Annotated in this window: 13 protein-coding genes; 8 read left to right on the forward strand and 5 right to left on the reverse strand. The window is 72.2% G+C overall.

Going from position 1 to position 13,216, the window contains the following annotated elements:
• From RIF68_RS08110 to RIF68_RS08130, 5 genes are all read left to right on the forward strand, one after another.
• The coding region (locus RIF68_RS08110; RefSeq protein ID WP_309050455.1) for an ABC transporter ATP-binding protein at positions 1-1,567 on the forward strand (1,567 nt) is incomplete at its 5' end.
• The gene (locus RIF68_RS08115) at positions 1,564-2,682 is read left to right on the forward strand and encodes an ABC transporter permease (protein ID WP_309050456.1); all 1,119 of its coding nucleotides are present in this window, start codon (positions 1,564-1,566) and stop codon (positions 2,680-2,682) included. The genes RIF68_RS08110 and RIF68_RS08115, both read left to right, overlap by 4 nt.
• Complete coding sequence (locus tag RIF68_RS08120; protein ID WP_309050457.1) at positions 2,679-3,938, forward strand: ABC transporter permease; 1,260 nt, start codon at positions 2,679-2,681, stop codon at positions 3,936-3,938. The genes RIF68_RS08115 and RIF68_RS08120 overlap by 4 nt, the downstream gene beginning before the upstream one ends.
• Positions 3,935-4,327 carry a cytidine deaminase gene (locus RIF68_RS08125; RefSeq protein WP_309050458.1) on the forward strand — a complete coding sequence of 131 codons (393 nt, stop codon included), beginning with the start codon at positions 3,935-3,937 and terminating at the stop codon, positions 4,325-4,327. Before RIF68_RS08120 ends, RIF68_RS08125 begins: the two co-directional genes overlap by 4 nt.
• Before the next feature lie 80 nt (positions 4,328-4,407).
• Positions 4,408-5,685: a thymidine phosphorylase gene (locus tag RIF68_RS08130; RefSeq protein ID WP_309050459.1), complete on the forward strand. Its 1,278-nt coding sequence runs from the start codon at positions 4,408-4,410 to the stop codon at positions 5,683-5,685.
• A gap of 85 nt (positions 5,686-5,770) precedes the next feature.
• Here RIF68_RS08130 and RIF68_RS08135 read toward each other — a convergent pair whose 3' ends face one another.
• The gene (locus RIF68_RS08135) at positions 5,771-6,463 is read right to left on the reverse strand and encodes an HAD family hydrolase (RefSeq protein ID WP_309050460.1); all 693 of its coding nucleotides are present in this window, start codon (positions 6,461-6,463) and stop codon (positions 5,771-5,773) included.
• A gap of 60 nt (positions 6,464-6,523) precedes the next feature.
• On the opposite strand from RIF68_RS08135, the gene RIF68_RS08140 reads away from it, so the two are divergent.
• The gene (locus tag RIF68_RS08140; protein WP_309050461.1) at positions 6,524-6,811 is read left to right on the forward strand and encodes an STAS domain-containing protein; all 288 of its coding nucleotides are present in this window, start codon (positions 6,524-6,526) and stop codon (positions 6,809-6,811) included.
• A gap of 55 nt (positions 6,812-6,866) precedes the next feature.
• Here the strand turns inward: RIF68_RS08140 and RIF68_RS08145 are convergent, their stop codons facing one another.
• The 3 genes from RIF68_RS08145 to RIF68_RS08155 all read right to left on the reverse strand — a co-directional run bounded on the left by RIF68_RS08145 (position 6,867) and on the right by RIF68_RS08155 (position 9,965).
• On the reverse strand, positions 6,867-7,835 hold the full coding sequence (locus RIF68_RS08145; protein ID WP_309050462.1) for a sigma-70 family RNA polymerase sigma factor: 969 nt from the start codon (positions 7,833-7,835) through the stop codon (positions 6,867-6,869).
• Between the two features lie 84 nt (positions 7,836-7,919).
• A complete protein-coding gene (locus tag RIF68_RS08150; RefSeq protein ID WP_309050472.1) occupies positions 7,920-8,624 on the reverse strand; it encodes a L,D-transpeptidase in 705 nt (234 codons plus the stop codon).
• A gap of 81 nt (positions 8,625-8,705) precedes the next feature.
• Positions 8,706-9,965 carry an MFS transporter gene (locus tag RIF68_RS08155; RefSeq protein WP_309050463.1) on the reverse strand — a complete coding sequence of 420 codons (1,260 nt, stop codon included), beginning with the start codon at positions 9,963-9,965 and terminating at the stop codon, positions 8,706-8,708.
• A gap of 62 nt (positions 9,966-10,027) precedes the next feature.
• Here RIF68_RS08155 and RIF68_RS08160 point away from each other — a divergent pair, with 62 nt between their 5' ends.
• Complete coding sequence (locus RIF68_RS08160) at positions 10,028-11,005, forward strand: LysR family transcriptional regulator (RefSeq protein ID WP_309050464.1); 978 nt, start codon at positions 10,028-10,030, stop codon at positions 11,003-11,005.
• A 10-nt stretch (positions 11,006-11,015) separates the two neighbouring features.
• Here the strand turns inward: RIF68_RS08160 and RIF68_RS08165 are convergent, their stop codons facing one another.
• Positions 11,016-11,786 carry an alpha/beta hydrolase gene (locus tag RIF68_RS08165; RefSeq protein WP_309050465.1) on the reverse strand — a complete coding sequence of 257 codons (771 nt, stop codon included), beginning with the start codon at positions 11,784-11,786 and terminating at the stop codon, positions 11,016-11,018.
• 234 nt (positions 11,787-12,020) lie between these two features.
• On the opposite strand from RIF68_RS08165, the gene RIF68_RS08170 reads away from it, so the two are divergent.
• Positions 12,021-13,175, forward strand: coding sequence for an adenosine deaminase (locus tag RIF68_RS08170; RefSeq protein WP_309050466.1), 1,155 nt, complete (start codon positions 12,021-12,023; stop codon positions 13,173-13,175).
• The last annotated feature ends 41 nt before the right edge of the window (positions 13,176-13,216 follow it).

Consider the following 13,216-nt stretch of genomic DNA (forward strand, 5'->3'; position numbering starts at 1 on the left):
GGACATCGCCATCACGGTCCGCAAGGGCACCGTGCACGCCCTCATCGGCGAGAACGGCGCCGGCAAGTCGACCCTCATGAAGATCCTCTACGGCATGCAGAAGCCGGACGAGGGCACCATCGCCGTCGACGGTGAGCAGGTCACCTTCTCCAGCCCCGGTGACGCCATCGCGCGCGGCATCGGCATGGTGCACCAGCACTTCATGCTCGCCGACAACCTCACCGTCCTGGAGAACGTCGTCCTCGGCGGCGAGAAGCTCCACGGCATCGGGGCCAAGGCCCGGCGGAAGATCCAGGAGATCTCCGACGCGTACGGCCTCGGGGTCCGCCCCGACGCGCTCGTCGAGGACCTCGGCGTCGCCGACCGGCAGCGGGTGGAGATCCTCAAGGTCCTCTACCGCGGCGCCAAGATCCTCATCCTCGACGAGCCGACCGCCGTGCTCGTCCCGCAGGAGGTCGACGCGCTCTTCGACAACCTGCGCGAGCTCAAGTCCGAGGGCCTGACCGTCATCTTCATCTCCCACAAGCTGGGCGAGGTCCTGAAGGTCGCCGACGACATCACCGTCATCCGGCGCGGCACCACGGTCGGCACCGCCGACCCGAGGACCGCCACCACCAAGCAGCTCGCCGAGCTGATGGTCGGCAGCGAGCTGCCCTCGCCGGAGACCCGCGAGTCGACCGTCACCGACGTGCCCATGCTCAAGGTCGAGAACCTGACCCTGGTCGAGCGCGGTGCCGGTGCCGGCGCCCCGCTGACCAGTGCCGCCCCGCCGGACCCGGCGGGCTCGGTCACCGTCCGCGAGGAGGCGGGCGCCGCCCGCAAGCTGCTCGACGACGTCTCGTTCACCATCCACAAGGGCGAGATCCTCGGCATCGCGGGCGTCGAGGGCAACGGCCAGACGGAGCTCATCGAGGCCCTCATGGGCATGGCCACGCCCGACGGCGGTGCCATCACCCTCGACGGCACCGACATCTCCACGACCTCGGTGCGCAAGCGGCGCGAGGGCGGCATCGGCTACATCCCCGAGGACCGCCACCGCCACGGTCTGCTCCTGGAGGCCCCGCTCTGGGAGAACCGGATCCTCGGCCACGTCACCGAGGAGCCCAACTCCCGCCGCGGCATCCTGAACCCCAAGGCCGCCCGCGAGGACACCGAGCGGATCGTGCGCGAGTACGACGTCCGCACCCCCGGCATCGACGTCACCGCGGCCTCCCTCTCCGGCGGCAACCAGCAGAAGCTGATCGTCGGCCGCGAGATGAGCCACAACCCCAAGTTCCTGATCGCCGCCCACCCGACCCGGGGTGTGGACGTCGGCGCGCAGGCGCAGATCTGGGACGCCATCCGCGACGCCCGCCGCGAGGGCCTCGCGGTACTGCTGATCTCCGCCGACCTCGACGAGCTGATCGGCCTCTCCGACACCCTCCGGGTCATGTACCGCGGCAGGCTCGTCGCGGACGCCGACCCCGCCACCATCACGCCCGAGCAGCTGGGCTCCGCCATGACCGGCGCGGCCACCGGCCACCTCGAAGGCACCCAAGAGCACCCCGAAGACGGTGACGCCCGATGATGAAATTCGACAAGGACCGGCTGATCCTGGGAGCGGCGGGACCGGTGCTCGCCCTGGTCTCCTCGTTCGTGCTCACGGTGCTGGTGCTGCTCGCCACGGGCCTCGACCCGATCGAGCCGATCCGGATCATGATCGACCAGACGGCCTACTCGGACATCCAGGTCCTGATCATCAACCAGACCGGCATCTACTACCTGGCGGCCCTCGCCGTGGCCGTCGGGTTCCGGATGAACCTCTTCAACATCGGTGTCGACGGCCAGTACCGGCTCGCCGCGATGGTCTCCGCCCTCGTCGGCGCCTCCGTCGAGCTGCCCGGCCCGCTGCACATCCTGCTGATCGTCCTCACCGCCATGCTCACGGGCGCCTTCTGGTCCGGCATCGCCGGCATCCTGAAGACCACCCGCGGCGTCTCCGAGGTCGTCTCCACGATCATGCTGAACGCCATCGCGACCTCCCTGGTCGCCTGGCTGATCCTGCCCAAAAACTTCGGCGTCCAGCCCGCCGGCTCGAACAACCTCACCACCGGTGAGATCGCCGAGTCCGGCTGGTTCCCCGGCGTCGACATGGGCGAGGGCAACGGCGTCATCTACGGCTTCACCTTCGTCGCCCTGGCCCTCGGCGTCGTCTACTGGTTCATGCTCAACCGCACCCGCTTCGGCTTCGACCTGCGCGCCACCGGCGCCAGCGAGTCCGCGGCGCAGGCCAGCGGTGTCGACGCCAAGAAGATGATCCTCACCTCGATGCTCATCTCCGGCGGCCTGGCCGGCCTCTCCGGCATGCCCACGCTGCTCGGCGAGTCGCACACGTACAGCCTCGACTTCCCGGTCGGCGTCGGCTTCACCGCCATCACCATCGCCCTGCTCGGCCGGAACCACCCGGTCGGCATCTTCTTCGCGGCCCTCCTCTTCGCCTTCCTCGAGAAGGCGTCCTCGTCGCTCGACACCGAGGGCTACCCGAAGGAGATCACCAAGATCATGCAGGGCCTGATCGTGATCGCCGTCGTCGTCTCGTACGAACTCGTCCGCCGTTACGGCCTGCGCCGCCAGCAGCAGAAGGTCGGCGAGGAACTCGCCGCCGGCGGCGCCCTCAAGACCGACAAGGAGGTGGCGGCGTGACCACCAGCACCGTTTCCAAGCCGAGCGCCGCGCCCAAGGGCGGCGGCCGCCGCAAGCTCACCCTGCCGTGGATCATGCTGCTCGTCGCGGGTGGCCTGGTCCTCTTCTCCCTGGTCCGGGCCGTCTCCGGCGCCAACGACCTGACCTCCGTCGGCCAGGTCTCCGGCGCCCTCCAGCTCGCCGTGCCGATCGGCCTCGCCGGTCTGGGCGGTCTGTGGGCGGAGCGCGCCGGCGTCGTCAACATCGGCCTCGAAGGCATGATGGTGCTCGGCACCTGGTTCGGCGCCTGGGCCGGCTACCAGTGGGGCCCGTGGGTCGGCGTCCTCTTCGGTCTCCTCGGCGGCGCCCTCGGCGGCCTGCTGCACGCGATCATCACCGTCACGTTCAACGTGAACCACATCGTCTCCGGTGTGGCGATCAACATCCTCGCGGTCGGCTTCACCCAGTACCTGTCGAACTTCACGTTCGCCGAGGACGGGGGCTCCTCCAAGCAGTCCCCGCGCATCGAGGAGATCACCAAGATCACGGTGCCAGGGCTCTCGGACTGGCTCTCCGACCTCCAGGCGAAGCACTGGTTCCTGGTCTCCGACCTCGCCGGCATCCTCGGCGGCCTGGTCACCAACCTGTCGCTGCTCACCGTCGTCGCGGTCCTGCTGATCCCGGCCACCTGGTGGCTGCTGTGGCGCACCGCCTTCGGCCTGCGCCTGCGCTCCTGCGGCGAGAACCCGGTCGCGGCGGAGTCCCTGGGCGTCAACGTCTACAAGTACAAGTACATCGCCGTCACCGTCTCCGGCGCCCTCGCGGGCCTCGGCGGCGCCTTCCTCGCGATCGTCGCCACCGGCATCTACCAGGAGGGCCAGACCGGCGGCCGCGGCTTCATCGGTCTCGCCGCGATGATCTTCGGCAACTGGATGCCCGGCGGCATGGCCCTCGGTGCCGGCCTCTTCGGCTTCACCGACAGCCTCAAGCTGCGCGGCGGCGCCGAGAACGTCCACGCGATGCTGCTGCTCGTCGCGGTCCTCCTCGTGGTCGCCGCCCTCTGGCAGCTGTACAAGAAGAAGTACGCGCCCGCCGTGATCACCGCCGCCTTCTCCGCGGTGTTCTTCCTCTGGTACGCGCTGACCGACGAGGTCCCGAGCCAGTTCGTCGACGCCGCCCCGTACATCACCACCCTCCTGGTGCTCGCCCTCTCGGCCCAGCGCCTGAGGATGCCCAAGGCGGACGGACTGCCGTACCGGAAGGGCCAGGGCAAGTGACGGCCCCCGACTGGGACGCGCTGCGCACGGCCGCCCGCGAGGCCATGGCCCGCGCCTACGCCCCGTACTCCGGTTACCCGGTCGGCGCGGCGGCCCTCGTCGACGACGGGCGGGTGGTCTCCGGCTGCAACGTGGAGAACGCCTCCTTCGGCCTCGGGCTGTGCGCCGAGTGCGGGCTCGTCTCCCAGCTCCAGGCGACCGGCGGCGGCCGGCTCACCCACTTCGTGTGCGTGGACGGCCGCGGCGAGTCCCTGGTGCCCTGCGGCCGGTGCCGGCAGCTGCTGTACGAGTTCGGCGGCCCCGAGCTCGTCCTGGAGACGCCGGCCGGGTTCCTGACCCTGGCCGAGATGCTGCCGCAGGCCTTCGGCCCGGACCACCTCGGCAAGTAGCACCGCGGAGCGGCCCTTCCGGCACGATGGGAAGGGCCGCTCCTCCTTTCCCCCTCTATGCGCGTAGAAAGAGGCACCACATGGACGTCATCTCCGTCATCCGCACCAAGCGGGACAAGGGCGAGCTGAGTCCCGAGCAGATCGACTGGGTCATCGACGCCTACACCCGCGGGGTCGTCGCCGACGAGCAGATGTCCGCCCTGGCCATGGCCATCCTGCTCAACGGCATGAACCGCGCGGAGATCGCCCGCTGGACGGCGGCGATGATCGCCTCCGGCGAGCGCATGAACTTCGACTCGCTCTCCCGCCCGACCGCCGACAAGCACTCCACCGGCGGCGTCGGCGACAAGATCACCCTGCCGCTCGCGCCGCTCGTCGCCGCCTGCGGCGCGGCCGTCCCGCAGCTGTCGGGCCGCGGCCTCGGCCACACCGGCGGCACGCTCGACAAGCTGGAGTCCATCCCCGGCTGGCGCGCCCTGCTCTCCAACGAGGAGATGCTGCACGTCCTCGACACCACCGGCGCGGTGATCTGCGCGGCCGGCGACGGCCTGGCCCCCGCCGACAAGAAGCTCTACGCCCTGCGGGACGTCACCGGCACCGTCGAGGCCATTCCGCTGATCGCCTCCTCGATCATGTCGAAGAAGATCGCCGAGGGCACCGGCTCGCTCGTCCTGGACGTGAAGGTCGGCACCGGCGCCTTCATGAAGACCATCGAGGACGCCCGCGAGCTCGCCTCCACCATGGTCGCCCTCGGCACCGACAGCGGCGTGAAGACGGTCGCGCTCCTCACCGACATGTCGACCCCGCTCGGTCTCACCGCGGGCAACGCGCTGGAGGTCCGCGAGTCCGTCGAGGTCCTCGCCGGCGGCGGCCCGGCCGACGTCGTCGAGCTGACCGTGGCGCTGGCCCGCGAGATGCTCGACGCGGCCGGCATCAAGGACGCCGACCCGGAGAAGGCCCTCAGGGACGGCTCGGCCATGGACGTCTGGCGCCGGATGATCTCCGCGCAGGGCGGCGACCCGGACGCCACCCTCCCGGTCGCCCGCGAGCAGCACGTCGTCACCGCCCCCGCCTCCGGCGTCCTGACCCGCCTCGACGCCTACGACATCGGCATCGCCGCCTGGCGCCTCGGCGCCGGCCGCGCCCGCAAGGAGGACCCGGTGCAGGCCGGCGCGGGCGTGGAGCTCCACGCCAAGCCGGGCGACACCGTGACGGCGGGCCAGCCCCTGCTGACCCTCCACACGGACACCCCGGAGAAGTTCGACTACGCGCTGAAGTCGCTGGACGCGTCCTGGGACATCGCCCCCGAGGGCACGGCGTTCACCCCGACGCCGATCGTCCTGGACCGCATCGCGTAACCCCCGGCGGCCCCGCCCCGGACCGGTGCCCCGCACCGGCCCGGGGACGGCGGTGGCCTGCCGGGCGCCCGGGGGCGGCGGGTGTTCAGCCGAGCGCCCGCGCCGCTTCCCGGTCGTCCGGCACTCCGGGCCCCCGCAGCAGCGCCGGAAGCTCCCGCATGTCGGCGAAGACGACCGTCCCCGGGCCCGCGAGGCGGTCCGCCGCGGTCAGGCCGCCGGTGTAGCCGAAGGCGCGCATGCCCGCCGCGCGGGCGGCCCGGACACCGTACGGGCTGTCCTCGACGACCGCGCAGCGCTCCGGCGGGACGCCCGTCGCGGCGGCGGCGTGGAGGAAGAGGTCCGGGGCCGGCTTGCCGCGGGAGACGTCCTGGGCGCTGAACATCCGGCCCTCGAAGCGTTCCAGAAGTCCCGTGCGGCCGAGGTTCCGCCGGATCGAGGCGTGGCTGCCGTTGGAGGCGAGGCAGTACGGCACGTCCAGGGCGTCCAGCACGTCCGCCACCCCCTCCACCGCCGTCAGCTCGGCGTCGAGCGCGTCCTCGTACCGCTGCCGGAAGGGGAGGTGCCAGTCGGGCTCCAGAGGACGGCCCCGGCGTTCCTCCAGGAGGGCGGTGAGCAGCTCGTGGGACGAGCCGATGAAACGCTCGGCCACCTCCGCCTCGGTGAACTCCGCCCCGAGGCTCGCGAACACCTCCCGGTCCACCCGGCAGTAGATCCGCTCGCTGTCCACCAGAACACCGTCACAGTCGAAGATCACCAGTTCGACAGGCTCGTGAGTCATGCCCGGGACCCTATCGGCCGGTCCGCGATGAGTTCCGGCCACGGGGACGGTCTGTCTGGTGTGGACACCAGTCAGCCCTTTGTCGTGACCCTGCCCGCCAGGCCCGGGCGTGAGGACGTCGCCCGCCTCTGCGCCGCACTGGACGCGGCCCCGCCCGGCACCGTCGTCTGCGAGGTCGGCGCCCTCGGACAGGCCGACCTCGCGGCCGTCGACGCCCTCGCCCGGCTGAAACTCGCCGCCGGCCGCCGGGGCCACCGCCTCCGCCTCCGCGGAGCAGGACCCGACCTGCGGGCCCTGCTCCGGCTGACCGGACTCGACACCGTCCTGGAGGACGGCTCCTCGCCGTGACGCGCCCGCGAACGGGACCGGGCGTCGCGACCCGGCGCGGTCCGCCTGGAGCGCCCTACGCCTCCAGCCGCTCCGGCAGGTCGAAGAGGGGGAACCAGCGCGGGGTGTCCAGGAAGAAGTCCATCCCGGCGACCTTGCCGTCCCGCAGCTCCAGGACGATGAGCGCCCACGGGCTGTAACCGCCCTCGGGGTCCGGGTGGTAGTGCGCGAAGGCCGGCTGGCCGTTCGCCACGGTCGGCACCAGCTTCGACCCGCGGCAGACGTCGCCGACGCCCAGCATCCAGTCGACGATGTCCTCGTGGCCCCGCAGCCACAGGTCGTACGGCGGCATGGACATGGTCGCGTCCTCGTGGAGGAGCGCGGTCAGCGCCTTCATGTCGTAGCCCTCGAACGCGGCCACGTACCGCTCCAGGAGCTCCTTCTGCTCCTCGTCCAGCGGGTTCGCCGCGTCCGACTCGGCCGGCGCCTGCTCGGCCAGGGTCGCCCGGGCCCGCTGGAGCGCGCTGTTCACCGAGGCGACGGAGGTGTCGAGGAGCTCCGCGACCTCGCTCGCCTTCCACGCGAGCACCTCACGCAGGATGAGCACCGCGCGCTGCTTCGGCGGCAGGTGCTGGAGCGCGGCCACGAACGCCAGCCGCACCGTCTCCCGGGAGACCGCCGTCTCCGCCGGGTCCGCCACCGAGGGCAGCACCCGCCCGTCCGGCACCGGCTCCAGCCAGGTGATCTCCGGCTGCTTGACGAGCTGCGCCTGCGCCACCGGCGTCGGCCCGCTGAGGTCCATCGGCCGCGCCCGCCGGTTCCCCGCGTTCAGCGCGTCCAGGCACACGTTGGTCGCGATCCGGTAGAGCCAGGACCGCAGGGAGGAGCGGCCCTCGAAGGAGTCGATGGCCTTCCAGGCCCGCACCATCGTGTCCTGCACCGCGTCCTCCGCCTCGAAGGACGAACCGAGCATCCGGTAGCAGTAACCGGTCAGCTCTCTGCGGTACTTGTCGAGTTCGTCGCTCTTCACCGCTACGTCACTCATCGGGTCCACACCCCACTCACCCCTCATCGGCACCCGTTCGGTGCCGATGGGAGCGAAGCTACCGCAGGGGACCGACAGCCGGGGTCAGGTTCCCGGCTTGCGTCCGTACACGAAGACGTCGTCGCCGTTCCGCAGGAGATTCCAGTACGCCTTGGCGTCGGCCGGCCGCATGTTGACGCAGCCGCCGGAGCCCGGCGGGTTCCACATGGACTTGGTGGTCGAGTGGAAGGCCTGGCCGCCGTCGAAGAACTGCGCGTACGGCATCGAGACGTTGTAGAGCGTCGACCAGTGGTTGATGTTCCGCCAGTAGACCTTCTTGGCGCCGGTACGGGTCTCCGTGCCGTCCTTGCCGGTCCGCACCGGCACCGGGCCGTACTTCAGGCGCGAGCCGTCCTGGATCCAGCTGAGCTGCCGCGTCAGGTCGACGCAGGCGATCCGGCCCCGGTTCGTCGGACATTTCCCGTCCCTGTTCGGGTTGGTGCCCGCCGCCCTCTGCTGGAGCATCGTGTTCATGGTCCGCCAGGTGAGCGGACCGGCGTACCCCACGGCCGGGGTGATCCCGTGCGTGCGCTGGAAGGCCTGGGTGGCCTGGCAGTCGGCGAGCGACTGGCGCCCGTCGACCGGCCGGCCCAGGAACTTCTCCACCTGCTTCTGGTACGGCCCCGTCGTCACGTTGCAGGACGCCGCCTGCGCCGCGGCGGCGCCGAGCGCGACCGTCAGCGGCAGCACCAGCGACGCGAGCCCCGCGGCCGTTCCCGCTCTCTTCCCCACCCGCATGATCCGGTTCATCTTCGTCAACTCCCCCTTGGGTCCTGACATGTGGGACGCGCGGGGGAGTCTCTCAGTTGCAGCCCGGAGCGGGAAGAGGGCTCAGGCCGCCGCGGGGCGGATCCGGCGCTCCGCCGCCCGCGCGCTGTGGGTGCCGTACAGCGTGATCGACACGACCCCGAGGACCGCGACCAGGCCGAGCAGGACCGTGCCGGTCCAGCCGCCCGCGTGGAAGGCGACCGCGCCGAGCGTGCCGCCCGCGCTGCTGCCCAGGTAGTACGCGGACTGGTACAGCGCCGAGGCCTGCGCCCGGCCCGTCGTCGCCGTACGGCTCACCGCCGAGGAGGCGACCGCGTGGCCCGCGAAGAAGCCGGCCGTGATCAGCACCAGGCCCGCGACGACGGCCGCGAGCGCGTCGGAGAGCGAGAGCAGCAGGCCCGCGGCGGTGGTGGAGACCGCCAGGTAGAGCGCCCCGCGCCGGCCGAGCCGGCCGACCAGCCGCCCGGCGGCGGCCGAGGAGACCGTACCGACCAGGTAGATGAGGAAGATCGAACCGATCACGCCCTGCGGGAGCGAGAACGGCGCCTCCACCAGGCGGTAGCCGATCACCGTGTAGACCGCGCCGAACACCGTCATGAACAGCGCGCCGATCGCGTAGAGCCGGCGCAGCAGCGGGTCCGCCAGGTGCGTGCGCACCGTGCCCGCGAGCGCCCTCGGGTCGAGCGAACCGGGGGTGAAGTGGCGGGCCCTCGGCAGCAGCGCCCGGAAGACCAGCAGGCACACCAGGGAGGTCAGGCCGACGGCGGCGAGCCCCGCGCGCCAGCCCCACATCTGCGCCGCCCAGCCGGTGACGATCCGGCCGCTCATGCCGCCGATCGAGTTGCCCGCCACGAAGAGGCCGATCGCGCCGATCAGGGCCCGGGGCCGGACCTCCTCGGCCAGGTACGCCATGGCCGAGGCCGGCAGCCCGGCGAGGGCCGCGCCCTGCACCGCGCGCAGCGCGATCAGGGACTCCAGGTTCGGCGCGAAGGGCACGAGGAGGCCGACGGCGACCGCCACCGAGAGCGAGCCGATCATCATGGCCCGCCGGCCGAAACGCTCCGACAGGGCGCTGAGCGGCAGGACGCAGAGGGCCAGCGCGCCGGTCGCGGCGGAGACCGTCCAGGAGGCGGCGGAGGCGCCGGTGCCGAACGAGGCCGAGATGGCGGGCAGCAGCGCCTGCGTGGAGTAGAGGAGGGCGAAGGCGGCCAGTCCGGCGGCGAACAGAGCGAGGCTCGTACGGCGGTAGCCGGCGGTGCCGGGGGCGAGGCGGGTGTCGGCGGCCGCGAGGGTGGCGGCCGCCTTGGTACTGGCGGAAGGCATGCCCCGAACGTAGGCCGGTCCCTTTCATGCGTCCAATGCACGGAACTGCTGTAATCGTTCCCATGGTGCATGAGTACAGGTCACAGGGACGGCTGTCACCGAACAGTAACGAAGAAGACATGGGACAGCTGCTCGCGCCGCGGCTCGCGTACTTCGCCGCGGTCGCCCGGCACGAGCACGTGACCCGGGCCGCGGCCGAGATGGGCGTCCCCCAGTCGACGCTCTCCCGCGCCATGGTCCGGCTCGAACAGGACCTCGGCGTCGCCCTCTTCGCCCGCCGGGGCCGCACCGTCTCCCTGACCCCGGCCGGCCGCCGCTTCCTCACCGCCGCCGAGCGGGCGCTGGCGGAGGTGGAGCGGGCCGCCGACACCGTACGGGCCGACGCCGACCCGGCCGCCGGGCGGGTCGCCTTCGGCTTCCTCCACACCATGGGCTCCGAGACCGTCCCCGGGCTGCTGCGCGCCTTCCGGGTGGACCACCCGCGGGTCCGCTTCACCCTCGTCCAGAACTACGGCGAGGCGATGATCGAGCGGCTGCGGGCCGGCGAACTCGACCTCTGCCTCACCTCGCCGGTCCCGGACGCGCCCGACCTGGTCGCCCGCCGGCTCGACGAGCAGCGGCTGCGGCTGGTCGTCCCCGACGACCACCGCCTCGCGGGCCGCAAACGCATCCGCCTCGCCGAGGCCGCCGACGAGGCCTTCGTGACCCTGGAACCGGGGTACGGGCTCCGCCGCATCACCGACGACCTGTGCGCCGAGGCCGGCTTCACTCCGCGCGTGGCCTTCGAGGGCGAGGAGGCGGAGACGCTCCGCGGTCTGGTCGCGGCCGGCCTGGGCGTCGCGCTGCTGCCGCCGCCCGCCGTCGCGCGCCCCGGCGTCGTCGAGCTCACCGTGACCGCGCCGCGGGCGGTCCGCGAGATCGGCCTGGCCTGGCTCGACGGCCACCCGGACACGGCTCCGGTCGCCGCCTTCAAGAAGTTCCTCCTCAGCCGCCGGGGCCACCTCCTCCCGAAGGAGGCCCAGGCCCCCCAGGAGCCGTAGGAGGTGCGCCTCACCTCCGGCGGGCGCCTCCGAAACCCGCCGCCAGGGGCATGCGCAGCCCCAGGGGCGGTGGGGCGGCCATCGCGTCCGTGAGGGGGCGGGAGACCGGGCGGGCGAAGAGGGCGCCGAGCACGAAGTCGGCGGCCAGGGCACGCACTTCGTCGGCGTACTGCCGCAGCGCGTGGCCGTCCGTGTGCACCTCGAACCGGCAGGTGTCCCGGTTGGCCTTCTTGGCCCGGTCCGCGAAGCGGAAGGACAGCTCCGGGTCCGTCCGCGCGTCGTTCGTCCCGTGCACCACCAGCACGCGGCGTCCCACCAGCTGCCGCACCGGCTCCGGCTCCGCGGCCACGTCCTCCTCGGGGAGCCAGGGCGCCAGCGCGAGGACCGCGGCGACCGCCTCGTGTCCGCCCGCCCGCAGCGCCGCCCGCGCCCCCATCCCGAGGCCGGCCAGACACACGGGAACGTCGCCGTAGCGCCGTACCGCCTCCGACACCGCCCAGGAGGCGTCCGCCGCGAGGTCCGCGTCCGGGCCGTTCCAGCCGCGGCCCCGGTAGCGCACCACGTGCGCCACGAGTCCGTCCGCGCGCCCGGCCCGGACGAGCGTGCGGGCCAGCGGCAGCGCCGCGGCGTGGGCCCGTACCGAGGGCCGCCGCCCGGACACCGGCTCGCCGTCCGGCAGGAGCAGCACCACGCCGCCCACCGCCGCCTGCGAAGCCCCGACCGCCCGACCGAGCCGGGGTCTCCGGCCGTCGGCGGTCCCCACGAGTGCGTAGTGCGCCATGGCAGAACAGTCTCAGAATCCGAGGTGTACGCCAGTGGTACGCGCGGTCTCTGTTACGTATCGCCGCCGACCGCCCTCCGCGCGAACGCCCCCGCCGCTCGCCGCCGTTCGAGCCGGTGATGCTCCCCGCGCCCGTGAAGCCCCCGCCCCGCACCGTCGCCGCGGGGGCGAAAAACCCGCATCGATGCGGCGCCGGGACGCCCGCTCTACGCGCGTAGGGGCTACAGTGCGGAAATGACGAGCCAGACCCCCAACGTCCCCACCGCGGACCAGATCCGCCGTGCCCCGAAGGTGCTGCTCCACGACCACCTCGACGGCGGACTGCGCCCCGGCACGATCATCGAACTCGCCCGCGAGCAGGGCTACACGCGGCTCCCCGAGACGGAACCGGACAGGCTCGGCCTCTGGTTCCGCGAGGCCGCCGACTCCGGGTCCCTGGAGCGCTACCTGGAGACCTTCGCGCACACCTGCGCCGTCATGCAGACCCGCGAGGCCCTCGTCCGGATCGCCGCCGAGTGCGCGGTCGACCTGGCCGAGGACGGCGTCGTGTACGCGGAGGTCCGCTACGCCCCCGAGCAGCACCTGGAGGCCGGCCTCACCCTCGAAGAGGTCGTGGAGGCCGTCAACGAGGGCTTCCGGGAGGGCGAGCGGCAGGCCAGGGCCGCCGGGCACCGCATCCGGGTCGGCGCCCTGCTGACCGCCATGCGCCACGCGGCCCGCGCCCTGGAGATCGCCGAACTCGCCAACCGCTACCGCGACGCGGGCGTCGTCGGCTTCGACATCGCGGGCGCCGAGGCCGGCTTCCCGCCCACCCGCCACCTCGACGCCTTCGAGTACCTCAAGCGGGAGAACAACCACTTCACCATCCACGCCGGCGAGGCCTTCGGGCTGCCGTCCATCTGGCAGGCGCTCCAGTGGTGCGGCGCCGACCGCCTCGGTCACGGTGTCCGGATCATCGACGACATCGAGGTCGCCGAGGACGGCACGGTCCGCCTCGGCCGCCTCGCCGCCTACGTCCGCGACAAGCGGATCCCGCTGGAGATGTGCCCCACCTCCAACCTCCAGACCGGCGCCGCCGCCTCGTACGCCGAGCACCCCATCGGCCTGCTCCGCAAGCTCCACTTCCGTACGACGGTCAACACCGACAACCGGCTGATGAGCGGCACCAGTATGAGCCGGGAATTCGAGCTCCTGGTCGAAGCATTCGATTACACGCTCGATGACATGCAGTGGTTCACGGTCAATGCGATGAAATCAGCGTTCATTCCTTTCGATGAACGCCTCGCCATGATCAACGACGTGATCAAGCCGGGTTATGCGGAGCTGAAGTCCGCATGGCTGTTCCGGCAGACCGCTGTCACCAGCGGATCTTCCCCGAAGGTCGACTGACGGCGGCTTCGGGGAAGGTGCGGAAGGCGGCCGGGTGGACG

The sequence above is a fragment of the Streptomyces sp. genome, from assembly GCF_031178505.1.
In the GTDB taxonomy this organism is placed as follows: Bacteria; Actinomycetota; Actinomycetes; order Streptomycetales; family Streptomycetaceae; genus Streptomyces; species Streptomyces gulbargensis.

Coding starts and splice junctions, on each gene's coding strand:
- RIF68_RS08115 (WP_309050456.1), top strand. CDS start 1,564: ATGATGAAATTCGACAAGGACCGGCTGATCCTGGGAGCGGCGGGACCG.
- RIF68_RS08130 (WP_309050459.1), top strand. CDS start 4,408: ATGGACGTCATCTCCGTCATCCGCACCAAGCGGGACAAGGGCGAGCTG.
- RIF68_RS08135 (WP_309050460.1), bottom strand. CDS start 6,463: ATGACTCACGAGCCTGTCGAACTGGTGATCTTCGACTGTGACGGTGTT.
- RIF68_RS08145 (WP_309050462.1), bottom strand. CDS start 7,835: ATGAGTGACGTAGCGGTGAAGAGCGACGAACTCGACAAGTACCGCAGA.
- RIF68_RS08150 (WP_309050472.1), bottom strand. CDS start 8,624: ATGAACCGGATCATGCGGGTGGGGAAGAGAGCGGGAACGGCCGCGGGG.
- RIF68_RS08155 (WP_309050463.1), bottom strand. CDS start 9,965: ATGCCTTCCGCCAGTACCAAGGCGGCCGCCACCCTCGCGGCCGCCGAC.
- RIF68_RS08160 (WP_309050464.1), top strand. CDS start 10,028: ATGGTGCATGAGTACAGGTCACAGGGACGGCTGTCACCGAACAGTAAC.
- RIF68_RS08165 (WP_309050465.1), bottom strand. CDS start 11,786: ATGGCGCACTACGCACTCGTGGGGACCGCCGACGGCCGGAGACCCCGG.
- RIF68_RS08170 (WP_309050466.1), top strand. CDS start 12,021: ATGACGAGCCAGACCCCCAACGTCCCCACCGCGGACCAGATCCGCCGT.